This window comes from Caballeronia sp. LZ029, from assembly GCF_031451275.1.
Taxonomy (GTDB): Bacteria; Pseudomonadota; Gammaproteobacteria; order Burkholderiales; family Burkholderiaceae; genus Caballeronia; species Caballeronia jiangsuensis.
Map to the genome: position 1 here is coordinate 593,010 of NZ_JARUXO010000002.1, position 22,255 is coordinate 615,264.

Sequence of the window (22,255 nt, forward strand, 5' to 3'; positions counted from 1 at the left end):
CGTCGCCTCAATCGTCGAAAAGCACCTGCTCCTGCAGATGCTGCGCCGCCGCCACGAGTCGCGGCCCGAGTTCACGTTCGACGCGCGCGCGCCCGAGCTTCGCGCTCGGCCCGATGCACGCCAGCACGAGCGGCGTCTGATCGCGAATCACGAGCGGCGCCGCGACAATCGCGAGGTCCGGCTCCCATTCGCCGAGCGATGTGCAATAGCCCGCGTTATGCGTCTGCGAAATGCCTTCGCTGATGCGCCGCCGCAAATGCGGCCAGTCTCGCCCCGCCCGGCGCTCGACATTGCCCAGCAGATAGAAGCGTTCGAGTTCGGGCAGCGCGGCGAGGAGCGCCCAGCCCATCGGCGATGAAGCGATACGTAGCCGCGCGCCCGCATGGAGTTCGAGATCGATCGTCGCGGGCTTGCTCGCGCATGTTTCGAGGACGATCACATCAAGACGATCGCGCGCGGCCAGCACGACGTAGGTTCCGCTCGCATCGGCGAAGGACTGCATTTCGAGGCGCGCGAGGCGCTGCACGCTCGAATGCGCTATGGCCGCATAGCCGAGCGAAAGAACGGACGCCGCGAGCCGGTATTTGCGCTGCGCCGGCGAATAATGCAGATACCCGAGCGCCACCAGCGAACGCGCCATGCGCGACACGGTCGGCGCGGGAATGCCGGTTTCGAAGACGATTTCCTGATTGCCGAGCCACGGCTCCTGCGGCGTGAACGCGCCGAGTATCGCGAGGCTGCGGGCAAGCGGCACGACCATCGCCGCGCCCGTCTGTTCGCGCGACGCATGCGCGCTGTCCGACAGCGCCGAATCCCAACGCGTCTGATGTGTTCCGGCAGTGCGGCTCGGCTGCGTCGACATGATTCACTCCTTCTTCATGCTCTCGATTACAGGTTTTCGCGTCGAGAACGTCAACCGGTTGGCGAATGTGTTCCGTACTCTGAAAGGCTCATTTTCTCGGCGGAATGCCGTTTAGGCCGTGTGCACCGAACGCTCGTTCGGCCAAGAACGCTTTTCAATGTACGGATAGGCCGATCGTATCGCGATCATTTACCTAACGTTTGTTACCCTATCGCGTGTTCGGCCAAGCGACCATCGGGTAATGCCCTCGTTCAGTATCCGCGAGATGCTTTCAAACTACGGAACACGCGCGCTCCTGGCGTGGACATCGCATGAAGAAGCCGCTTATGTTGAGAACAGCATACGAGGCGAACCCATGACGATTCCAAATGACGACGTCACGCGCGAAGAAATTCATCATCGCCAGATCGACATGCGCGGATTCCGGCGCAGCGACGGGCTCTTCGAAGCGAGCGCGATTCTCATCGATTCCAAGTCGCACGATTTCACGCCGCCCGGCGGCGCGCGCACGGCACGCAGCCATACGCCGATTCACGACATGGGCGTGACGCTCGTCTTCGACGCGGACATGATCGTGCGCGACGTGCGCACGTTCATGCGCGCGCATCCGTACGATACGTGTCCCGGCGGCGGCGATTCGCTGCGCGCGCTGATCGGCCTGCGCATCGGCGCGGGCTGGAATGGCGAGGTGCGCAAGCGTCTGCCATCGTGCGACACGTGCACGCATCTGAAGGAACTGCTCGGCCCGCTCGCGAGCACCGCGTTCCAGACGATGGTGGGACTGCGGCCATCGGCATTGAACGACCGCGACAGCGACGGCAGGCCCGTCAAGATCGACAGTTGCCATGCATACGGCGCGACGCGCAATCTCGTGAAGCGTTTATGGCCCGACCATCACACGCCGACATGAATCTCTCCGCGCTGATCCGCCCCGGCGATACCGTCATGTGGGGCCAATCCCACGCCGAACCCGTCACGCTGATGCGCGCGCTCGTCGAAGAGCGGCATCGCATCGGGCGTGTGCGGCTCTTTCTCGGCATCGGCCTCTCGAACGTGCTCGCGCCCGAACACGCGGACGCCTTCGACTTTCTGGCGTACTGCGGCAGCGGCTCCAACCGGACGCTCGCGCGCGCGGGCGTGCTCGACATTCTTCCCGCGCACTATTCGCAGCTTCCGCAACTCGTGCAAAGCGGTGCCTTGCGTGTCGATGTCGTCATGCTTCAGGTATCGCCGCCCGATGCGCTCGGCCGTCATTCGCTCGGCCTCGCGCGTGAATATCTGGTCGAAGCGTTGAAGGGCGCGCGCACGATCATCGGCGAAGTGAATCGCGACGTGCCCTGGACGCATGGCGGGCCGTATCTGCGCGAATCGGACTTCGATCTGCTGGTCGAATCGGATGCCGCGTTCGCGGACCCGCCCGCGAGCGCGCCGGGTCCGGTCGAAACGGCCATCGGGAAAAACGTGGCGAGTCTCATCGAAGACGGCGCGACCTTGCAGACCGGCATCGGCGCCATTCCCGACGCCGTGCTCTCGCAGCTGATGGACCGCCGCGATCTCGGCGTGCACACGGGCAGCATCGGCGACGGCATCGCGACGCTGTGCGAAGCGGGCGTCGTCACGAACGCCAGGAAGGCGATCGATGCGGGCGTCAGCGTGGGCGGCGTCATCATCGGCTCGGCGCGCGTGCGCCAGTTCGCGCATCGCAATCCCGCGTTGGAACTGCGCGGCACCGAATACACGCACGATGCGAACGTGCTGCGGAGATTCGATCGCTTCGTCGCGATCAATTCCGCCGTCGAAGTCGATCTGACCGGGCAGGTCAACGCGGAAGTCGCGGCGGGAACGTATGTCGGCGCGGTCGGCGGCGCAGGCGATTTTCTGCGCGCCGCGCAGGCGAGTCGCGGCGGCGTGCCGATCATCGCGATGCCGTCGACGGCGGGCAAACACAGCCGCATCGTCGCGCGACTCGCCGGGCCCACGACGATCCCGCGCAGCGACGCGTGCGTGATCGTCACGGAATACGGTGTGGCCGACCTGCGCGGACTGTCGCTCGCGCAGCGTCTTTTGCGCATGATCGATGTCGCGCATCCCGATCATCGCGAAGCGCTGGAGCGGGAGGCGCGCGACGCGTCATTGCGCGTCGTCGTGGCGCGTTGATTCGTCGCGCGGCTGATCGAGCAATTGCTGCATCAGCGCGCGCGTGGTCGGACTCGGACTGCGGCCGCGCGGCGTCGCGATATGAATCCTGCGCACGGCCCACGGCTCCGCCAGTTCGATCACCGAAACGCGGTTCAGCAGTTCGTGGCCGAGAAAGCATTCGGGCTGCACGGTCACGCCGAGCCCCGCCTGCACCAGACTGATCGCGACGCCCGCGCTGCGCACGCAATGGCGCGGCTCGAATTCCGTGCCGAGACGGCGCGCGGCCGCGCGAAACGCGCCGAGCATCGCATCGACGGTGATGAGTTGTTCCGGCAGCAATTCCTTGAACGTGACGCTCGAATGCGCGCTCAGCGGATGCCCTTGCGGCACGACCACGACCATCCGGTCATGCCGATACGGCGTGACATCGACGCCGCCGAGATCCAGCTCGTGCGCCGCCGCGAAAAGCCCGATATCCGCCTCGCCACGCGATACGGCGTGAATGATCTCGGCGTTTTCGAGTTCGCGCAGCACGAGATGCACGAGCGGATATTCGCGGCTGAACTCGCCCAGTTCGCGCGACAGAAACGGCACGTACACCGAACGCGCCGACGCGACCGTCAACTCGCCCTGCATGCCTTCCGTGAACGCGGCGATCTCGGCGCGCATGTCTTCGAGACTGCCGAAAATCGTGCGGATATAGCGCGCGAGCACGTTGCCCGCCGGACTCGCGACGACGCCTTTCGGGCTGCGTTCGAGCAGCTTGACGCCGGCGATGTCCTCGAGATCCTGAATGCGCTTGGTCGCCGTCGATGCGGCGATGTTTTCGCGGATCGCGGCCAGGCCGATCTGTTGTTCCTCGACCGCGGAAAGAAAGAGCTTGAGCGTGAACAGATCGACCTGACGGATCAGGTGAAGCCGGTTGAAGGTTCCCATGTCTCCTCTCGCGCATCGCCGATGCGCTCATTGTGCGCTCTTTACAGGCGCTTTCTACTGGTGAACGTTCAGCAAGGCCTCCAGCCGGTCGTTGTCCGCGCCGATATCCCGCGCCGCGTGCAAGGGCGGCGGCCGCTTGCCTTCGAACGACAGCGGCAGCCCGACCAGACCGATCTCGTCGTCCGGCGGCGTTTCGATGATGCCGAGCGCCTTCGTCTGCGCGTGATGCACGAGTTCGTCGGTGGTCTGAACCGGCGCGACCGGCAAGCCCGCCGCCTGCAGGCGCGCCTGCCAGAACGCACGCGTTTCCCGCGCGAGCCGCGCGCCGATCAGGCCGTCGATCTCCGCGCGATACTTCAGCCGCGCCGCGTTGGTCGCGAAGCGCTCGTCGCGCGCCCATTCGGCATGATCGAGCGCGGCGCACAGCTTCGCGAAGAGCGCATCGTTGGCGGCGCTGATGATCAGATAGCCGTCCGCCGCCGGATAAGCCCGGTGCGGCACGATGAACGCGACGCCCGAGCCGTGCCGCGCGCCGAGTTCGCCGTCGGCGCTGTAATTGGCGATGCCGACCGACATCCACGCGATCGCCGTCTCCAGCAGCGAACTGCTGACGCTCGCGCCGCAATGCTTCGCCTGTCGCCGGTAGAGCGCCGCGAGAATGCCGATCACGGCCCACATGCCGGTGCCGAAATCGACGATGGACACGCCCGCGCGCACCGGCGACTGCCCTTCCTCGCCCGTAATGCTCATGATGCCGGAGAACGCCTGCATCAGCGGATCGTAGCCGGGCAGATCGTTGAGCGGTCCGGTGCGTCCGAACGCGCCGATCTCGCAATGGACCAGTTCGGGCTTGGTCACGCGCAGGCTGTCGGCGTCGAGGCCGTAGCTCGCGCTCGCGCCCGGCCGCAGGTTATGGATGAACACATCGGCATGTTCGGCAATGAGCTGATGCAGCATCCCGAGCTGCGCCTGATCCTTGATATCGATGCTGATGCAGCGCTTGCCCCGGTTGATCGCATGGAACGCGGCGCCGCTGCCCTTCCATGTGCTCGGCCCCCAGCCGCGCGAGGAATCGCCGCTCGGCCGCTCGACCTTCCACACTTCGGCGCCGAGCGCGGCGAGAATGCGGCCGCTGAACGGCGCGGACGCGCTGTCGCTCAACTCCACCACCACGACGCCCGACAAAGGCAGATCACGTAGCATGTTCGTTCTCCGGTTGTGCTGGTTGCGCGGCCCACGCGCCGCCGGACAGCAGGATGGCTTCGATCTCGTCGCGCGAAAAACCGTATTCGTCCAGCAACTGCACGGTGTGCTCCCCGAGGCGCGGCGCGGGATGACGCAACGCGGGCGCGCTCTCGCTCCATCGCTGGGGAATGCCGATGCCGCGCAGCCTGCCTTCCGACGGATGTTCCTGCTCCTCGAAGAAGCCGATCTGCTTCATGTGCGGATCGTCGAGCAGCGTCGCGGGCGTGTTCATCTCGATGACCGGAATGTCCGCTTCGACCAGCAGCTTCATCCACTGCGCGGTCGACTTCGTTTCGAAGGTGCGCGCGAGATACGCGTACAGATCGGCGATATGCTGCGTGCGGCCGTGGATGTCGGCGTAGCGCGGATCGTCGGCCATGTCCGGATGCCCGGTCAGCACGAAGAAGCGTCGCCAGTGATGATCGGCATAGACGTTCACGCCGATGTAGCCATCGAGCGTGCGATACGGGCGGCGGTCGCCGTTCATCATGCGCGCGTAGCCCCAGTCGCCGATCGGCGGCACGAAGGTATGGCCGTAGAGATGATCGCCCATCACGAAGTGCGCGAAGGTCTCGAACATCGGCACCTCGACTTCCTGGCCGACGCCGCTTTTCTCGCGCCGGTACAGCGCCATCGATACCGCCGAGCACAACGCCATGCCGACGACGCGATCCGCGATCGCCGTCGCCACGTATTCGGGCTCGCCGCTCTTGCGCGCCTGCAGCACCGGCATGCCGACGCCAGCCTGGATCAGATCGTCGTAGGCCGGGCGATCCGCATACGGACCGTTCTGCCCGAAGCCGAACGCGCCGCAATACACGATGCGCGGATTCACCTCGCGCACATCTTCGTATGCGATGCCAAGCCGCGCCATCGATGCGGGCCGCAGGCTGTAGATCACCACATCGGCCTGCCGGATCATGCGTTGCAGCGCCGCCGCGCCGCGTTCGTGTTTCAGGTCGAGCACGATGCTGCGCTTGTTGCGGTTCAGATGCAGGAAGATCGCGCTCATGCCGCGATGCCTGCATGGTCCGACGCCGCGCGTCGTGTCGCCTTCGCGCGATTCGATCTTGCACACGTCCGCGCCCATGTCGGCGAGCAGCAGCGATGCGTACGGCCCCATGAAATTCGACGTGAGATCGAGAATGCGCACGCCGTCGAGTGGTCCTGCCATGACGTCTCCTCCAGCTTGTTCGTTATCGGTCGGACAGGACGAAGACCGGCATCTTCTGCGCACCGCGTTCGACGATGCGCATCGTCACGCGCTCGCCGATGCGCACGGCGTCCGGTTCGGTATCGATCTGCGAGAACAGATAGTAGCCTTCGTCCATCTTGATGAAGCCGACCGTGTACGGCGTGATCGATGCCCACACGGGCGTCGGGCCGCGCATGATCGTGCTGTGCGACCAGACTTCGCCGCGCCCTTGCGAGCGTTCCCAGCCGAGCGATTGTGAACCGCAATGCGGACAGTAGGAATGCGCGGGCCACACGGCCTGCGCGCAGCCGGCGCAACGCTGGAACGTGAGTTCGTTCTCGGAGAGCGCGGCCCAGTAAGGTTCGGCATCCGGAAGGCGGTAGGGTTGCGGCCAGCCCTGCGCCGAAATGGCTTCTGTCATGTGCGTTCTCTCAGGTCGTGGACGACAGCATCAGCACGGCGCCCGCTGCCAGCATCCCGCCCGCGCCCTGCACCAGCACGGTCTTCGGACGGTTTCTCGCGGCGAGGCCGAGCGGCGTGCCGCGCAACTGGCGGATCGCCTCGACGATGCTGTCCATGTTGCAGGAAATGCCCGGCTGCCCGAACGAGAGCCAGCCGCCGTTGGTATCGGTCGGCAGATCGCCGTCGATGCCGGTACGGCCCTCGCGATACAGATCGATGCCGCGTCCCTTCTTCGCGAAGCCGAGGTCTTCCATCACGATCGGCCCCATGTGCGCGAAGTTGACGGAGATCTGCGTCATGTCGATGTCCGATGGCGTGAGGCCGGACATCGCATAGGCCTGACGCGCCGCTTCGGCCGTCGCGGTATGCGTGAGATTCGGGAATGCGCCGAGGCCTTCGAACTTGCAGCGGCGCATGTTCATGCGATCGGTCAGATACTCGTGCGTGCTCGCCGATCCGTAGCCGAGCACGTAGACGGGATCGCGTGCGTCCTTCACGTTGTCCGGCGATGTCACGACGAGCGCGCCGCCCGTGCCGCCGCCCCAGGTCGAGCACATCCAGCGGCGCAGCGGCGAGGCGACATACGGCGAACTCAAAACCTTCGCGCGATCGATCTCGCCGAACTTCGCCTTCGCCGCGTGCGGATGATGCCGCCCCCAGCGCTGATTCGCGATCACGACATCGGCGAGATCGTCTTCCGTGATGCCGAACTCGTGAAAGTAGCGGCACGCGGCCTGCGCATACAGCGCGGGAATGGTCGGGCCGTACGGAATCTCGAACTGCGGATCGGCGTCGGCTTCGGCGCCCATCGCGACGGCATCGACGAATAGCTCGGTCGCGTCGCTTTGCAGGCACAGCACGTACTCCGCGCGGCCCGCCGCGATCATCTGCGAAGCGATGGCGATGGTCGATGTCAGCCCCGCGCCGTGCATCGTCAGTTCACTCGTGATGGTCACCGGCATCTGCATGTGCGAGATGAAGATGTTGCTCCACTGCGAGCGCTTGTCGGCCCACGGCGAGCGGCCGGTGAACACGGCATCGATCTGGTCGCGACCGATGCCCGCGTCGGCGAGTGCGTTGTGCGTGGCTTCGGCCGCGAGCTGCAACGGGTCCTTGCGATTCGCGAGCGATGCATACGCATCGCCCATTCCGACGATCGCCGCGACGGGTTGAGGCGTCATGCTCGCTCTCCTCAGTCCTGAAGCTCGGGCTGCGATCCGGCGACGAGCGCGTCGAGATCGGCGCGCGTTCTCATCATGAGAAGGCTCCATTCGCTGCGCTGCACGACTTCGCCGCGCTGGTTGAATGCCTTGATCAGAAACGAGCCGACGCCGTACTTGTCGTCCTTCTCCTTCTTGCCGATGACTTCGGCGCTCACATAAACGGTATCGCCGATCTTCACCGGATTGAGAAAGCGCATCTTGTCGACGCCATAGTTCGCCTGAATCGCCGGGCCGAACTGCAGCAGGCCCGAGAGCAGCGAGAAGGTCAGCATGCCCTGCACGAGGCGCTCGCCCCAGCGCGTCTTCGATGCGTATTCGGTATTCGAGTGAATCTCGATCCAGTTGCCGGTGAACATGCAGAACATGACCACATCGCTTTCGGTCACGGTGCGGCCCGCCGAGCGGAATTTCTGGCCGATCTCCAGTTCGTCCCACGGCACGTTGACGCTGTTATTGACGACGCTCATCGATATCTCCTGTGTGATTTTCGAGGGGTTCACTGACGCATCGATTTCGCGATGATCGTGCGTTGAATCTGCGACGTGCCGCCGCCGATAGTCGACTGAATGCTCTCGCGCAGATAGCGCTCCATGTCGGCTTCGGGCAGGTTCGCGTAGCCGCCCAGCACCTGCATGCCGGTGAGCGCGCACTCTTTCAGCGTCTCGGAGCCGTAGAGCTTGGCCATCGACACTTCGCGGCTGCACGGCACGTGCGCGGCGGCCATTTGCGCGGCGCGATAGCAAAGCAGGCGCGCGGCATCGACCTTGGTCTGGCAGTCGGCCAGCATGTGGCGGATCACCTGGAATTCGTACAGTTGCTTGCTGAACTGGATGCGCTCGTGCGCGTAGCGCGTGGCCGTGGTCACGGCCTGTTGCGCGTTGCCGGTGTAGGCCGCCGCGACCGCGCAGCGTTCCAGTTCCAGATGCTCGGTGATGATCTTCCAGCCCTGACCGACATCGCCGAGGAGCGCATCGCCGGGCACGCGCGCTTCGTCGAGAAAGATTTCGGTGGTGCCCGTCGCGTGACGCGAAAGCGTCGGCAGCTTGTTGATGACGACGCCCTTCGTGTCGTTCGGAATCAGCAGCACGGACAGGCCGCCGTGCTTGTCGTCGTTACCGGTGCGCACCAGCATCGCGATGGTCGTGTCCTTCGCCGCCGCACCGCTGCACCAGAGCTTCTGGCCGCTCACGATCCAGTCGCCGTTGCTGTCGCGACGCGCGCGCGTCTTCGTGTTGGCGGCATCGGAACCCGCGTCCGGCTCGGAGATCGACACCGAGAAGCGGATCTTGCCTTCGATGAAGGGCTTCACGTAACGCGCCTTCTGTTCCGGCGTGCCGAACTTGATGATGTTCATCGCCGTGAAGGTCGGCACGAGCACCGAGCACGCGAAGTCGAAGCCGAACTTGCCGAGGCCTTCGGCCATCAGCGAGTAATCGAAAATGTCGCCGCCCGAGCCGCCCGCTTCTTCTGGAATCAGAATGCCGAGCCAGCCTTGCTGCGCGATCTTCTCGTAGGCCTCGTACGGATACTGTCGTTCCATGTCGCACTTGCGCACGTATTCGACGGTGATCTCGTTGTCCATGAACTTGTTGACGGTGTCGAGCCACATCGTTTGCGACTCGTCCAGAAAGTTTGCGGGCATGTCTTCTTGCTCCTCGTTGAATGACCGATGTATCGGTATTTGCAGGTTAGAGCGATGCGCCATGCGATCCAACTGGCGTTTTTCGAAGCCCGGTTTCGATGATGTCGAAGCGTGTTGCGCGTGCGCGGAAACGCAAACAACGCCCTCCGGCGCTGTTTGCGGGCTGCAACGAAATGGGTTCAGACGATCGCGCCGGCTTCGCGCAATGCGTTCAGTTCGTCGGGAGTAAAACCCCAGTCGGCGAGCACGGCGTCGGTGTTCTCGCCGGGCGCGGGCGGCGGCCGCTGGATCGCGCCCGGCGTGCGGGAAAAGCGCGGCGCGGGCGCGGGTTGCATCACGCCATCGTTCTCGACGAACGTCTCGCGCGCGCGCAAATGCGGATGATCCGGCGCTTCGGCCATCGACAACACAGGCGCGATGCACACCTCGCGCCCTTGCGCGAGCGCGCACCATTCATCGCGCGTGCGGGTGCGAAAACGCGTGGCGAAGATCGCGTGCACGGCGGGCCATTGCGCGCGGTCGTGCTGAGCGGGCATTTCGTCCTCGCGCAAGTCCAGCAGCGCCAGCGTGTTGCGCCAGAAACGCGCCTCGTTCGATCCGAGGCTCAACCAGCGCGCGTCCTTCGTCTCGTACACGTTGTACCAGGGCGCGCCCGAGTCGAGCCGGTTGACGCCCCGCTCATCGCGCCAGTAGTCGCCCGCGCGCAGGCCGTAGAAGAGCGTCATCAGCGATGCGGAACCGTCGACCATCGCCGCGTCGATCACCTGACCTTTGCCCGAGCGCTGCCGTTCGAGCAGCGCGGATACCACGCCCAGCGCGAGATACAGCGAACCGCCGCCGAAATCGCCCGCGAGATTCAGCGGAATCGCGGGACCGCCTTGCGCGCGCCCCACCGAATGCAGCACGCCGGTGAGCGAGATGTAGTTGATGTCGTGTCCCGGCGCCTGCGCGAGCGGCCCGTCCTGTCCCCAGCCGGTCATCCGCCCATAGACGAGCGCGGGATTCACGGCGAGGCACGCATCCGGTCCCAGTCCGAGTTTTTCGGCGACGCCGGGACGGAAGCCTTCGATGAGCGCATCGGCTGAACGGACCAGCTTCAGGACGGCGTCCGTGGCTTCCGCCTTCTTCAGATCGAGCGCCGCACTGCGACGCCCGCGATGCAGCAGATTGAAGCGATGTTCCACCGGCGCGCCGCCGTCATAGCCCGGCGGCCTGTCGATGCGAACGATATCCGCGCCCAGATCCGCCAGCAGCATGCAGCAGAACGGCGCCGGACCCACACCGCCCAGTTCGACGATGCGAATGCCCGCGAGCGGCCCTCGTGCGTTTTCCATGTCGGTCGTCTCCGGTCACGTGCTTTTCGCTTGCGCATACGGCACGTCGTATTGCGCGGCCTTCGGTATGAGCGTGACGACGCCGGCGGCCATCAAGGCGGGAATCGCGAACGCATAGAAGTTCCAGTGATGGCCCAGGTTCGAGCCGAGCACCCATCCGCCGATCATCGGTCCGAGAATCGAGCCGATGCGCCCGAGACCTTGCGCGGCGCCGATCGCGGAACCGCGGCACGATGCCGGAAAATAGGCGCCGATAAAGCCGTAGACGAGCGTCGACGAGCCGATGGACCCGAGGCCCGCGCCGAACACCGCCAGCATGAGCCAGGTGTGATCCGGCTTCTGGCTGAGCACGAGCAGCGAGATCGAGCAGATGAGGAAATACGGCACGAGCACGCGCTTAGAGCCGAAGCGATCGGCGAGCCACGAACCGATCAGGTTGCCCACCACGGCGCCGAACTGCATCACGAGAAGGAACTGTAGCGATGAACCCAGCGGATAGCCCGACTTGCGCATCAACTGGGGCAGCCAAGCGTTGAGTCCATAGACGACGAGTTGCCCGCAGAAGCACATCAGCGCGAACAGCAGCAGCGCGGCGCGGAATTCGGGCGATGTCAGCAGCCGATATCCCCGCGCGCCCGCCGCCGCGACGTGCGAGCGGCGATGTTCCTCTTCGTCGCGTGCGATTTCGTCGAGGTCGATCGCGTAGCGCGCAGCGAGCGCGCGCGCTTCATCTGTGCGGCCGCGGTCCAGAAGATGGCTCGCCGACTCGGGCAGGTAGAAGAACATGACCGGCAGAATGAACACATAGAGCGCGCCGAGTCCGTAGAGCACGCGCCAGCCCTGCTCTTGCAGCATCGCGATGGCGAGCAGCGCGCAGATCACGCCGCCGACCGGATAGCCCGTGAGCGCGATCGCGCTGTAGAGTTGCCGGCGGCTGCGCGGCGCGTATTCGATGGTGAGCGCCACCGCCGACGGCACCACGCCGCCGAGCCCGATACCGGTGACGAAACGCGCGATGCCGAGCGCCTGCGGCGAATGCGCGAGCGCGCAGAGCAGCGAGCCGAGCGAGAACCACAACACGCCCGCCATCATGAGCTTGCGCCGCCCGATGCGATCGGACAGCGGACCCGCTCCGAGCAGGCCGACCATCAGGCCGGCGAGCGTCCAGCTCCCGATCATGCCCGCGCTCGCGGGACTCAGGTTCCAGCCGGGTTCTTCCAGCAGGCGCGGGATGGTCGCACCGTAGACGATGAGATCGTAGCCGTCGACTGCAATCGTCAGAAAGCACAGCATGACCACGAACAGACTGCTTCGCGGCGGTCTTGAAGATAGATTCACATCGTCTCCTGTGTCGGATTATTCGAATGTCCGCTGATGGGCTCATCGAGTGAGCCGTCCCAATATAGGCACGCGAAATTTTCAGACCTAGTGACGGTTTTCGAATCGGGTATTCGGTGTCGTCGAATCGCGGCGCGGCATGTCGTTCGGATTATGCGAAGCGCCGGTTCGAAACATTGCAGTTGCCGGGGCAAGCGTTGCGCGCCTAACGTGGTGATCGGCACGAGAGGAATCGTCAAATCATCGAGGGCGCAATGCAATGAGCGATCTGGAAGGAAAAGTGGCCATCGTCACGGGCGGCACGGGCGGCATCGGCAAAGGCATCGCGTTGCAGCTCGCCACGCGCGGCGCCGTCGTCGTGATCAGCGGGCGCAGCGCGGCGAAAGCCGAAGCCGTGCTCGCCGAACTGCGGCAGGCCGGCGCAACGGCGGGCTTCATCGCGGCCGACGTGCGATCCGGCTCCGATATGACCGCGCTCGCCGAAGAGACCGCGCGCAGATTCGGCGGCATCGACATCGTCGTCGCAAACGCAGGCGGCAACGACGACGAAGCACGCTCGCCGCAAGTGCGCGGCCCGTTCGGCGATATCGATCTGGCGCGCGTGGCGGCCGTCGTCGCGGAGAACACCTGCGCGAAGCTATTTCCCGTGCAGGCGGCGCTGCCCTATATGCGCGCGCGGGGCGGCGGCAGCGTGATCTTCCTGACATCGGAGGGCGGGCGCGTGCCGACGCCGGGGCAAACCGCCGTCGCGACGTTCGCCGGCGGGCTGATCCGCGCAAGCAAGGTGATAGCGAAAGAACTGGCGCGCGACCGCATCCGCGTGAATTGCGTGTGCGTCACGGTCGTGCGCGACAGTCCGTCGTGGGAAGCGGTGTTCGGCGAGGACAGCACGGTGTCGGAGCAGCATCGCCGACAGTACGAGAAGATCGTCGCGGGTTGCCCGCTCGGCGTCGCGGCGCCGGCGGACATCGGACGCGTGGTGGCGTTCCTCGCTTCAGACGAGTCCGCCTACCTCACCGGCGCGACACTCAGCCCGACGGGCGGGCTCACGCTGCACTGAAGGCCGTCGCGACCCTGCCCTTCAGCCCTTCTCGTCGATGATCTTGCGGATCGCCTGCTCGAACGCTTCGGAAGGCTGGCCGCCGCTCACGAGATACTTCTGGTCGAAGATGATCGCGGGCACGGACTGGATGCCGAGTTGCTGGACCTCGCGCTCCTCGGCCCGCACTTCATCGGCATAGGTGCCGTTTTCCAGCACCGCGCGCGCCGCTTCGCCATCGAGACCGACGCTTCGGGCCGCTTCGATGAGCACGTCCGGATCGCTCGTATCCTTGCCGTCGCCGTGATACGCGCGCAACAGCGCGAGCTTGAGCGGCAGTTGCTTGCCTTCGATGCCCGCCCAGTGCAGCAGCCGATGCGCATCGAACGTGTTGTACACCCAGTTGCGTTCGCCGAAATCGAAGCCTTCCTGCGCGCCGCGCTCGCGGATCATCGCCTGCGTCTCGCGGATCTGCTCCGGCGTGCGGCCATACTTGCGGCCGATATAGTCGACGATGCGCTCGCCTTGCGGGCCCATGTCCGGATTCAGTTCGAACGGATGCAACGTGATGCGGGCATCGACGGTATCGCCGAGGCGCTCCAGCGCGCGTTGCAGGGAAGACAGCCCGACGGCGCACCACGGGCAGGCGATGTCGGAGACGAAGTCGATTTGGAGAGGGCGAGACATGAGTGTCGTGAAAGTCGAGGATGAATCGGACAGGCTAGCGCAAATCGGCGTGACCTGCGTTTTTCGCTGAGTCCGCGAACAGATCGATCACCACGCCGCGCAGCCAGCGATTGCCCTCGTCCTGCTGCACGCGCGCGTGCCAGAGCAGATGGATCGGCGCGGCGGGCAGCGTCGAAGGCAACGCGCGCAGGCTGAGCGAGAACGGCTGAGCCAGTTGCTGGGCCAGCCGCTCGGGCACCGTGGCGATCAGATCGGTGCGTTGCAGGATGTAGCCGACGCTCATGAAATGCGGCACCGTCAATCGCACCCGACGCTGCACGCCGCGGCGCTTCAGCCAGTCTTCGACCTGACCGTGCCCGGTGCCGGCCGACACCACGACCAGATGCTCGGCTTCCCGCCACGCCGCGAGCGTGAGCGGCGCATCCTCCAGCGCATGACCGCGTCTGAACAGGCAGACGTATCGCTGATCGAACAAGCGGCGCTGATAAAAGCCGCCCTTGAGTTGCGGCAGCAGACCGATGGCGAGGTCCACGCGGCCATCGGCCATCTCGTCGCTCAGATTGACGCCGGTTTCGCGAACGGTATTCAGCGCGATGCCCGGTGCTTCACGCGACAGCCGTTCGACCAGCGCGGGCAAGAAAACGACCTCGCCGATGTCGGTCATACCGATCGTCATCGTGTCCGTGGCGCGCAGCGGATCGAAACCGGTCGCGGGATTGAGCGCGGCGTGCAGCGTCGCGAGCGCCTGCGAGACCGGTTCGGCCAGACGCAATGCGAACGGCGTCGGCACCACGCCGCCCGGCCCGCGCACGAACAGCGGATCACCGAGCCGGCGACGCAGCTTGGCGAGCGCATTGCTGACGCCCGGCTGGCTCATGTCCAGCTGCTCCGCGACGGTGGAGACGCGTCGTTCCTGCATCAGACGTTGAAAGAGCAGCAGCAGATTGAGATCGACGTCGCGCAGTTCCATGATTCGGTTATCTCGCGTTCATTGATTCTGGTGATGAAGCAGATTCATCCCATTTTATTGTGGAATGAAGCACCGCTCCCGAGAATACGGACACGCGCACGAAATGCGGCGCTCACTCGGACAGACGGAGACACATCATGGGACAGTTGGATCTGAAAATCGCCATCGTCGGCGCGGGAATCGGCGGCCTCACGCTCGCGCTCGCGTTGCGCGAACACGGCGTCGATGCACAGCTTTACGAACAGACCGACGAGCTTCGCGAAGTCGGCGCGGCCGTCGCGTTGTCGGCGAACGCGACGCGCTTCTACGAGCGCATGGGACTGCGTTCGGCCTTCGACGCCGTGTGCGCCGAAATTCCCGCGCTGATCTATCGCGATGGGCGCAGCGGCGAACTCATCGGGCAGCATCGCGGCGAGCCGAGCTATCGGCAGCAGTTCGGCGGTTCGTACTGGGGCGTGCATCGTGCGGACCTGCAGGCCGTGTTGTCGGAAGCGGTGGGGCTCGAACGTATCAATCTCGGCCATCGGCTGATCGATCTCGTGCAGCATCCGGATCGCGTGAGTCTGAGCTTTGCCAACGGCAAACAGATCGACGCCGATCTGGTCATCGGCGCGGACGGCGCGCGCTCGATTACGCGGCGCTGGATGCTCGGCTACGACGACGCGCTGTATTCGGGCTGCTCGGGCTTTCGCGGCGTGGTGCCCGCCGGGCGCATGGATCTGCTGCCCGATCCCGAAGCCATCCAGTTCTGGATCGGTCCGCAGGGGCATCTGCTGCACTATCAAATCGGCGATGAGGGCGATCAGAACTTTCTGCTCGTCGAGCGACATCCGTCGCCGTGGCCGTCGCGCGACTGGGTCACGCCGGCGAGTGAAGGCGAGCAATTGCGGCTGTTCGGGAACTGGCATCCGGCAGTGGTGCAGATGATCACCGCAGTGCCGATCAGTCAGCGCTGGGGACTGTTTCATCGGCCTCCGCTCGGACGCTGGAGCAAGGGCCGCGTGACGCTCATCGGCGATGCCGCGCATGCGCTCGTGCCCCATCACGGGCAAGGCGCCAATCAGTCGATCGAAGATGCCGTCGTGCTGGCCGCGCAACTGGCGAAGGCCGGCGCGGGACGCTGGCGCGAGGCGCAGGAGGCGTATGAGCGGCTGCGTCGGGGGCGTACGCGCAAGGTGCAATACGCGTCGATAACGACCGCAGACGTGCTGCATCTGCCGGACGGGCCCGAGGCGCAGGCGCGTAACGCTCGTCTTCAGGGGCGTGACAGCCTGATGCGGCATCTGGACTGGATTCACGATTTCGATGCTCTGGCTCAGGAGCCGAGCGAGCGTCAGGGCGGCGTGTGGCTTTGAGGTTGCGGGTTCTCGACGCGGAAGGCTAACGGCCGCGCCGAGGTACATGCGTGCGGGATTCGCTCGGTGATGCGCGCCGGGCTTGTCTCGTGCTTTGCCTCGGGCGCGGATCGTCGATTGCCGCTCTTCGTTGGCGAAGCGAATCATGGCGGAAGCTCAGCGAGACCGTTAGTTGCGGACTATGCGGTGAAGCTAGCTTCGCATCGTTTTAATTTGTCAGCCCCTGCTTTTGACGGAGCGCATCTTGTTGAACACATATCCTGAGAACCCGTCTCGCAGATCGGGATATTTCTGGATGATGGCTTCGACAAGATCACTCGATGGATCGATGCCCAGCCTGCGCAGCGTCAGTTTTCCGCCAGGGCTCGTTTTGTAGGTACGACGCCAATCATCGCGTTGTCGCGGCGTTGCAGCTTCGTACACTTCCCAGCCCCGACGAACTTCGTCGACGATCCGGTTCTGGGCATTCACATCTTGCGCCGCAATCTGTAAAGCCCGGCGCGCCTCGGCTTGCTCTTTCGCCTCTGCCTCACGCTGATCGGTCAGCGCGAGACCCTGCTGGATCTGTACCATCTGCCGCTCCGCGTCCGAGACGATCCAGCCTTCTTTCAGCGCCTTCATGAAAAAGCCGGCCGGACTCTTCGACACCTTGCCCAGTTTCAGGCTGAAACGCGTACGCTCGATTGCCTGTTCCAGACGTGCATCGGTGTAGGTATCCCGGTCCGAAGCGATCTGGCCGAATTGCGCGCTCGACAGACCGATTTCCTGCTTCAACGTCTGATACAGCGCTTGCGCGTGCTCGTGCGTATGAAGCAATCGCTCGGCCATCTCCTTTCGCTCGACGCGAAAGCGCATGCGCCCGATCTTGCGAGAGCCCGGTTCATTGCGCGTCTCGTAAGACAGAGAAAGATCGGACACCTCATTGATTTGATCCACGGCAGGCGCGAGCCAGTCCCGCTTGAAGTACTTGAACTCCTGTGCCTTCGCGCCCATCGTTCCCTGCCACGCGCGCAGTTCATCGAGTGTGAACCAGTCGGTTACACCCTCGCCCGCGTACGGAAGAAGGTGGTCGTACATGACACGTGCGTAGCTGAGCGTGAAGAGAGACGTGATGCGCAGGCTAAGCCAGTGAGATTTCCCCGGACCACGAATGATCCCGATGAGATCCGGCGGCACTCGGAACTGGAACCGTCCGCCCACGTAGGAAATACGGCCGATCAGTTGAACCGATCCGAATGGCTTGGACCCGTCGGCGTCGGGTTCCGCGGTCGCCTGAATGAGTGCCCGCTGCGCCTCGGTGATCACCTGTTCGAGATGCGCGTTATTGCGACTCGAGTAGCGCATGAGCCATTTGAAATAATCCAGTTCGACGTCGTATAGATCGTGGACCTTGTGTTCCTGAGCGACGATGAAGTAAGCCGCGTCGATCAGACGTCGAGCCGACACGCCCAGATCGACGATTCGAATCAGGACGTTCTTGCGCGCGAAACCGATGTCCGAGCGAGCAGCATCGACGGGAAGGCCTTCGGCATTCGCATCGTCAAATAGCGCCAGCGCCAGTTGTCTGGACGTGGCCACCTGCCCTGCTCCCGTCATTCCGCCTCCGCATCGCGCGCTGTAGTTTTGCTTTCGAGCGGTACGTTAACGTCTGCAAGGTGAGCTGTCAACACAAGACACCTCACCTTGCTTTGACATCAACACAGAACGCCTCACCTTTGCCCACCTCTCGCACAATTTCCCTCACCCTCGCCGCCCATACGTCTCACCTTCATTATCAAATCGCTTCACTTAGGCGGGGTAAACGCAGCACTTTGGCACTCAATCAACATCACTTCCAGCACAGTAAACCTCACCATCGGAACGTATGTATATGATTCTTAAAGAGGTGAGCCTTGCTGTTGGTGGTGGTCGGTTCTGTTTTTCTAAAAAAACAAACCAGCGAGCATAAGTTCGCGGATATCTGGATGGATTTTTTCGTCCTTTGTTTTTTCAGTCAGGCAGCTAATTTTCTTGCCGGATGTAGTGGCGGAATGGTGAGGTGAATTGTGATCGTGCCTTAGTGCTCGTACGAACCAGCCGCAGGGCCCGCCGCTGAGGTGAGGTGTTTTGTGCTAGCGCGCTCGGTTGTTGATCTCTTAATCGGACGATTGCAGAGAGATTTGGCCAAACAGGGGTTCCGCGATGAGCTACTCGGAGAGGACAAGCCTCGGAAAGATAAGGGGTTTTTCGGTGGAGACGGTGGCTTCTGCAAAATTCCTTCGATTCCAATAGCCATTCATCACTCCGACGAGTATTCTACGGTTCGACATCCAGTTACAGCAAAACCGTGGAAACACCACGGAGCGTGGAGAAAACACCTCACCGTGGATTTATAAGGAAGCACCGGAATGAATTTGAGTGAACTGCCAGGGATCAATCGAAGGGTGAAACTCTCCAATCTTGGCGAGTTTGCCGAGCGTTTGTCGGTCATGACGAACGAACTGCGAGATCAGATCCTTGCCCCCAGGCCGCGAAAGACGGCGCCCGTCTTTACGATCGGCGAACTCTCCGACATGTGCGGCATCGACCGCCAGAAAATTAACTATCTGGCGACCAAGGACGGAAGCGAATTGCCGCCAGGAGAGACGCACGGGACGGGCCGCGCGCGCATCTTCTCCCTTCAGGACGCCCGGACTTGGGTGCAACAGGTCTCGGACATTTACCAGACGCCGCTTGTTACCGGTACGCGGGAGCATCGAGGTCGCGTATTGATCACCGCAAACTTCAAAGGCGGTTCGTGCAAGACGACGACATCGATGTGCATCGGTCAAGGACTGAGTCTGCGTGGCCGCAAGGTTCTCATGATCGACCTCGACCCACAAGCGTCGCTTTCGGAACTGTGTGGTTTGTACGCGGAGAAGGACTTGACCTGGGAGGATACCGTCCTGCCCTATATCTATGATCCGGATATCGAAGGTGGCCTCTCGTCGAAGGTACAGACGACCTATTGGGACGGGCTCGACGTGATCCCGGCGCACAACTATTTGCACGACGCCGAATTTCACCTCCCGACTGCTCAAAAGACGAACGCGAATTTCGAGTTTTGGTCGGTGCTACGAAAGGGCATAGAGCCGCTCCGTGCTCAATACGACTACATCATTCTCGATACCGCTCCGTCACTCTCTTATATGACGCTCAACGGACTGATGGCGGCCGATTCGATGGTAATGCCGCTCGTTCCCGAAAGTCTCGACTTCATCTCATCGGTGTCGTTTTGGTCGTTGTTCGCCGAGGTCGCGAATGGTTTCGTTGAGCACGAGGTCGACAAAACCTACGATTTCGTCTCTGTACTCCTATCGCGCGTGGACTACGGAAGTACATCGTCGGCGCCGGTGGTGCGCTCTTGGTCTCAGCGAGCGTATGGCGACTGGCTGCACACGACGGAGATCCCGGCCAGTTCGGTTATGAGTAATGGCGCGCTGGCGTTTTCGACCGTGTTCGATTTGTCGCGTGCCGAAACCGTCGCGAAAACCTTGGCGCGCGTAAAGCAGCCGATGGTGGACTACTGCAAATGGATCGATGATCAGTATGTCGCCCAATGGAGGGCAGGACAATGAGCAGCCTTCGTGATCGCATGATGAGCAAGACCGCCGAGGTTCGAGCGGCGAAAGATATTCAGCTCGATCCGCAGCAGGAGAAGTCCGCCAGTCCGAGGACCGCACCCGGCATGGCGGCCGCGCTGGCGGCTGCGCAGCAGCGTATTGCTCAGCTCGAACACGCTGGTCCCGCGTCAGAGGCAGCAGTATCCGAGATTATTCCGAATCCGTGGCAGCCGCGCCAAGTGTTCAACGACGCCAAGCTTGTTCAACTGGCGGAGTCGATTCGTGAAGCGGGACTGGTTCAGCCTATTGTTGTACGACGCGTCGGCGCGGTATTTCAAATTGTGGCGGGCGAGCGTCGGTGGCGTGCGCACAAGATGATCGGAAAGGAGTCGATCAAAGTTCTGGTGGTTGACCTCTCGGACGAAGAGATGGCGATGCTCGCTCTCGTAGAGAACGTCGCCCGCGAGGATTTGTGCGACTACGAGATTTCGCGATCGATTCGGCGGACCGAGAAGGAGTTTCCTAACCGCAAGCGGATGGCGGAGGCTTTGGGGATTTCACGATCGGAGCTTTATCGGTATTTGGCTTTCGGCGAATTGCCCGATTTCGTTCTCCAGGATCTGGATGTGCAACCGCGCTTGCTGGGCGCGACTGCTGCGGAGAACGTCGTGTCGGTGCTTCGCGGACGGAACGAGGCTGCATTCGGAATCGCGAAGGATCTCTGGACGCGTGTGGTAGCGGGGGATTTGGAGCAGTCGAAATTTGGGAGGGCGATCAAGCAGGCGTTGGAGGATGAGGGAAAGCCAGCGCCTGGCGTGAGCGATCGCAGCATCGACAAGATATTCGCGGGTGGATCGCAAGCTGGGTCGATCACAAAGGACTCGATGGGATTGACGGTCAAGATCAAAGCCGGCTCGCTTACGGCAGACAAGGAAAAGCAAATTCGGGACTTGGTCACGCAGTTGTTTGCAGATAACGGCTAGTTTGCGTTGTACTTTTATTGGTCCGATCGCTTATGACGTCCGCCGATTTTCCTATCGGCAGTGTCTCAAGTTGGGACAGTCATCTGGGTCGGCGAACTTTCTATAGCGTCACATTCAAGGGGTGTCCCTACTTGGGACACCCCTTGAGCATTTGACGGCAGGCCCTCTCGTCGGCCACTCATCCCCTCAGGCCGCTGCAGACTCGTAATAGTGGAATCTGCACTCATCTCGTGTCGTGTGCCGTTGCTCTTGTCCTCAGTTTGTCAGATTGCCTAGCGGTCCCGAACCCTACGCCCACTTACCAATTTCTTCTTCTGCGCGCGCCCGCGCCCTATTGATTATTGGTATGAGGTAGGCGGCCTTGCGCAAAAAGTCGGGCAGACAGTCGAATACTGGCGCAGCGCTGATTCCGACCTGAAATGGAACTTCCCGTCTCGCCTCCTACCTCGCGACAAAGTTGGAAGATGAGACAACAAAAAATGGTAGGCGCTTCCCTTCGACTGAATGTATGCGATCCACGGACTGACGGATTACAAGCGATCTCTAATCGGCGACCTGGCTAGTTGCAGCAAGATCGCTGGCGCGATCGCGAGACCGCTGCGAATCATTAAACCCAGACGTCACTCCGAATTGCGGGCAAGGACACGACAGTGCTTTTCAAACAACGACGAACAATAATATCCGTGAGAGTTGTGAGGGGCCGCTGCGTCGGCGGCGACAGTTGACCGATGCAATCTGGCGACGTCGCGGAGGGTATTCCCTGGAAAGCCGCGACAAACAAAGCTGATTGAAAGTAGCGCTCCGAGAGTGACAACAACCCTTGTGCTCCCGGCTCCCCGCTAAGATTGACGCAACGTCCCGGAGAGGCTGACGTTGCCCGGCATAGGACGACATCAGTCTGACCATCGCTTACATGCGCGGTTTCTTAACGAAGCACCTGAGCGCAATAACCGCGGCAGCGTCAGCTTTGATAACAAAGCCACATGGCGAAGAGCAATAGCGTCGCGATTTCGATGGCTCCAAATTTTGCGGCAACGACGGCGCGACGTTCTCGCGGCATGCCTGCGACTTTGAAAACATGAGCTAAGCACCGCCGACAGGGTCGATCGCGACCGATGCCTTACGCAATGTCCGAAACCAGCAAGAGCGGATTTTCTTGAAGCCACGAGCAGAAATTGCATGGATGCCAGATTACGATTCAAACTACGCAGCGGACGAGATATGCGTGTTTTGCCTTGGGCAATCAGATCGAAGCCGTTCTCTA

General features: G+C 62.9%; 19 protein-coding genes. 6 read left to right on the top strand and 13 right to left on the bottom strand.

Features of this window, described 5'->3' with window-relative positions; all coding sequences use genetic code 11:
* Positions 1–7: 7 nt before the first annotated feature.
* Entirely contained in the window at positions 8–862 is an 855-nt protein-coding gene (locus tag QCE73_RS17530) for a helix-turn-helix domain-containing protein (RefSeq protein WP_309882624.1), read from the bottom strand.
* Between the two features lie 355 nt (positions 863–1,217).
* On the opposite strand from QCE73_RS17530, the gene QCE73_RS17535 reads away from it, so the two are divergent.
* Together QCE73_RS17535 and QCE73_RS17540 are read left to right on the top strand one after the other, a co-directional pair.
* Positions 1,218–1,772, top strand: a complete 555-nt coding sequence (locus tag QCE73_RS17535; protein ID WP_309882626.1) for a DUF2889 domain-containing protein — start codon at positions 1,218–1,220, stop codon at positions 1,770–1,772.
* Positions 1,745–3,019, top strand: a complete 1,275-nt coding sequence (locus QCE73_RS17540; RefSeq protein WP_309882628.1) for an acetyl-CoA hydrolase/transferase C-terminal domain-containing protein — start codon at positions 1,745–1,747, stop codon at positions 3,017–3,019. Before QCE73_RS17535 ends, QCE73_RS17540 begins: the two co-directional genes overlap by 28 nt.
* Here the strand turns inward: QCE73_RS17540 and QCE73_RS17545 are convergent.
* The 9 genes from QCE73_RS17545 to QCE73_RS17585 form a co-directional block, all read right to left on the bottom strand.
* The gene (locus QCE73_RS17545) at positions 2,993–3,937 is read right to left on the bottom strand and encodes a LysR substrate-binding domain-containing protein (RefSeq protein WP_309882629.1); all 945 of its coding nucleotides are present in this window, start codon (positions 3,935–3,937) and stop codon (positions 2,993–2,995) included. The two genes, QCE73_RS17540 and QCE73_RS17545, sit on opposite strands and share 27 nt — an antisense overlap.
* Before the next feature lie 54 nt (positions 3,938–3,991).
* A complete protein-coding gene (locus QCE73_RS17550; RefSeq protein ID WP_309882631.1) occupies positions 3,992–5,140 on the bottom strand; it encodes a CoA transferase in 1,149 nt (382 codons plus the stop codon).
* Positions 5,130–6,356 carry a CoA transferase gene (locus QCE73_RS17555; RefSeq protein WP_309882634.1) on the bottom strand — a complete coding sequence of 409 codons (1,227 nt, stop codon included), beginning with the start codon at positions 6,354–6,356 and terminating at the stop codon, positions 5,130–5,132. Before QCE73_RS17555 ends, QCE73_RS17550 begins: the two co-directional genes overlap by 11 nt.
* Before the next feature lie 22 nt (positions 6,357–6,378).
* A complete protein-coding gene (locus tag QCE73_RS17560) occupies positions 6,379–6,798 on the bottom strand; it encodes an OB-fold domain-containing protein (RefSeq protein ID WP_309882635.1) in 420 nt (139 codons plus the stop codon).
* 10 nt (positions 6,799–6,808) lie between these two features.
* Positions 6,809–8,020 carry a thiolase family protein gene (locus tag QCE73_RS17565; protein WP_309882637.1) on the bottom strand — a complete coding sequence of 404 codons (1,212 nt, stop codon included), beginning with the start codon at positions 8,018–8,020 and terminating at the stop codon, positions 6,809–6,811.
* Positions 8,021–8,031: 11 nt separating this feature from the next.
* Positions 8,032–8,529 (bottom strand): MaoC/PaaZ C-terminal domain-containing protein, encoded by a 498-nt coding sequence (locus QCE73_RS17570; RefSeq protein WP_035499213.1) that lies wholly within the window; start codon positions 8,527–8,529, stop codon positions 8,032–8,034.
* Between the two features lie 29 nt (positions 8,530–8,558).
* Positions 8,559–9,704 (bottom strand): acyl-CoA dehydrogenase family protein, encoded by a 1,146-nt coding sequence (locus QCE73_RS17575; protein WP_309882639.1) that lies wholly within the window; start codon positions 9,702–9,704, stop codon positions 8,559–8,561.
* A gap of 179 nt (positions 9,705–9,883) precedes the next feature.
* The gene (locus QCE73_RS17580; protein WP_309882642.1) at positions 9,884–11,038 is read right to left on the bottom strand and encodes a CaiB/BaiF CoA-transferase family protein; all 1,155 of its coding nucleotides are present in this window, start codon (positions 11,036–11,038) and stop codon (positions 9,884–9,886) included.
* Between the two features lie 15 nt (positions 11,039–11,053).
* Positions 11,054–12,376, bottom strand: a complete 1,323-nt coding sequence (locus QCE73_RS17585) for an aromatic acid/H+ symport family MFS transporter (RefSeq protein ID WP_309882644.1) — start codon at positions 12,374–12,376, stop codon at positions 11,054–11,056.
* Between the two features lie 259 nt (positions 12,377–12,635).
* Between QCE73_RS17585 and QCE73_RS17590 the strand changes: the two genes are divergently transcribed.
* Positions 12,636–13,436 (top strand): SDR family oxidoreductase, encoded by an 801-nt coding sequence (locus QCE73_RS17590; protein ID WP_309882645.1) that lies wholly within the window; start codon positions 12,636–12,638, stop codon positions 13,434–13,436.
* Positions 13,437–13,457: 21 nt separating this feature from the next.
* On the opposite strand, the gene QCE73_RS17595 is transcribed toward QCE73_RS17590, so the two are convergent.
* Positions 13,458–14,102 carry a DsbA family oxidoreductase gene (locus QCE73_RS17595; RefSeq protein WP_035499136.1) on the bottom strand — a complete coding sequence of 215 codons (645 nt, stop codon included), beginning with the start codon at positions 14,100–14,102 and terminating at the stop codon, positions 13,458–13,460.
* A 34-nt stretch (positions 14,103–14,136) separates the two neighbouring features.
* Positions 14,137–15,072: a LysR family transcriptional regulator gene (locus QCE73_RS17600; RefSeq protein WP_309882647.1), complete on the bottom strand. Its 936-nt coding sequence runs from the start codon at positions 15,070–15,072 to the stop codon at positions 14,137–14,139.
* Positions 15,073–15,209: 137 nt separating this feature from the next.
* On the opposite strand from QCE73_RS17600, the gene QCE73_RS17605 reads away from it, so the two are divergent.
* The gene (locus tag QCE73_RS17605; RefSeq protein ID WP_309882648.1) at positions 15,210–16,427 is read left to right on the top strand and encodes an FAD-dependent monooxygenase; all 1,218 of its coding nucleotides are present in this window, start codon (positions 15,210–15,212) and stop codon (positions 16,425–16,427) included.
* A gap of 216 nt (positions 16,428–16,643) precedes the next feature.
* Here the strand turns inward: QCE73_RS17605 and QCE73_RS17610 are convergent, their stop codons facing one another.
* Positions 16,644–18,023, bottom strand: coding sequence for a replication initiation protein (locus QCE73_RS17610; protein ID WP_035499139.1), 1,380 nt, complete (start codon positions 18,021–18,023; stop codon positions 16,644–16,646).
* A gap of 791 nt (positions 18,024–18,814) precedes the next feature.
* On the opposite strand from QCE73_RS17610, the gene QCE73_RS17615 reads away from it, so the two are divergent.
* Positions 18,815–20,023 carry a ParA family protein gene (locus tag QCE73_RS17615; RefSeq protein WP_035499140.1) on the top strand — a complete coding sequence of 403 codons (1,209 nt, stop codon included), beginning with the start codon at positions 18,815–18,817 and terminating at the stop codon, positions 20,021–20,023.
* Positions 20,020–20,991 (top strand): ParB/RepB/Spo0J family partition protein, encoded by a 972-nt coding sequence (locus tag QCE73_RS17620; protein ID WP_035499214.1) that lies wholly within the window; start codon positions 20,020–20,022, stop codon positions 20,989–20,991. The genes QCE73_RS17615 and QCE73_RS17620 overlap by 4 nt, the downstream gene beginning before the upstream one ends.
* The last annotated feature ends 1,264 nt before the right edge of the window (positions 20,992–22,255 follow it).

What these genes read in the sequence shown, in the direction of transcription:
- QCE73_RS17575 (WP_309882639.1), bottom strand. Translation starts at nt 9,704, where the DNA reads ATGCCCGCAAACTTTCTGGACGAGTCGCAAACGATGTGGCTCGACACC.
- QCE73_RS17535 (WP_309882626.1), top strand. Translation starts at nt 1,218, where the DNA reads ATGACGATTCCAAATGACGACGTCACGCGCGAAGAAATTCATCATCGC.
- QCE73_RS17615 (WP_035499140.1), top strand. Translation starts at nt 18,815, where the DNA reads ATGAATTTGAGTGAACTGCCAGGGATCAATCGAAGGGTGAAACTCTCC.
- QCE73_RS17605 (WP_309882648.1), top strand. Translation starts at nt 15,210, where the DNA reads ATGGGACAGTTGGATCTGAAAATCGCCATCGTCGGCGCGGGAATCGGC.
- QCE73_RS17590 (WP_309882645.1), top strand. Translation starts at nt 12,636, where the DNA reads ATGAGCGATCTGGAAGGAAAAGTGGCCATCGTCACGGGCGGCACGGGC.
- QCE73_RS17600 (WP_309882647.1), bottom strand. Translation starts at nt 15,072, where the DNA reads ATGGAACTGCGCGACGTCGATCTCAATCTGCTGCTGCTCTTTCAACGT.
- QCE73_RS17580 (WP_309882642.1), bottom strand. Translation starts at nt 11,038, where the DNA reads ATGGAAAACGCACGAGGGCCGCTCGCGGGCATTCGCATCGTCGAACTG.
- QCE73_RS17565 (WP_309882637.1), bottom strand. Translation starts at nt 8,020, where the DNA reads ATGACGCCTCAACCCGTCGCGGCGATCGTCGGAATGGGCGATGCGTAT.
- QCE73_RS17550 (WP_309882631.1), bottom strand. Translation starts at nt 5,140, where the DNA reads ATGCTACGTGATCTGCCTTTGTCGGGCGTCGTGGTGGTGGAGTTGAGC.
- QCE73_RS17555 (WP_309882634.1), bottom strand. Translation starts at nt 6,356, where the DNA reads ATGGCAGGACCACTCGACGGCGTGCGCATTCTCGATCTCACGTCGAAT.
- QCE73_RS17530 (WP_309882624.1), bottom strand. Translation starts at nt 862, where the DNA reads ATGTCGACGCAGCCGAGCCGCACTGCCGGAACACATCAGACGCGTTGG.
- QCE73_RS17560 (WP_309882635.1), bottom strand. Translation starts at nt 6,798, where the DNA reads ATGACAGAAGCCATTTCGGCGCAGGGCTGGCCGCAACCCTACCGCCTT.
- QCE73_RS17620 (WP_035499214.1), top strand. Translation starts at nt 20,020, where the DNA reads ATGAGCAGCCTTCGTGATCGCATGATGAGCAAGACCGCCGAGGTTCGA.
- QCE73_RS17570 (WP_035499213.1), bottom strand. Translation starts at nt 8,529, where the DNA reads ATGAGCGTCGTCAATAACAGCGTCAACGTGCCGTGGGACGAACTGGAG.
- QCE73_RS17545 (WP_309882629.1), bottom strand. Translation starts at nt 3,937, where the DNA reads ATGGGAACCTTCAACCGGCTTCACCTGATCCGTCAGGTCGATCTGTTC.
- QCE73_RS17540 (WP_309882628.1), top strand. Translation starts at nt 1,745, where the DNA reads ATGGCCCGACCATCACACGCCGACATGAATCTCTCCGCGCTGATCCGC.
- QCE73_RS17610 (WP_035499139.1), bottom strand. Translation starts at nt 18,023, where the DNA reads ATGACGGGAGCAGGGCAGGTGGCCACGTCCAGACAACTGGCGCTGGCG.
- QCE73_RS17595 (WP_035499136.1), bottom strand. Translation starts at nt 14,102, where the DNA reads ATGTCTCGCCCTCTCCAAATCGACTTCGTCTCCGACATCGCCTGCCCG.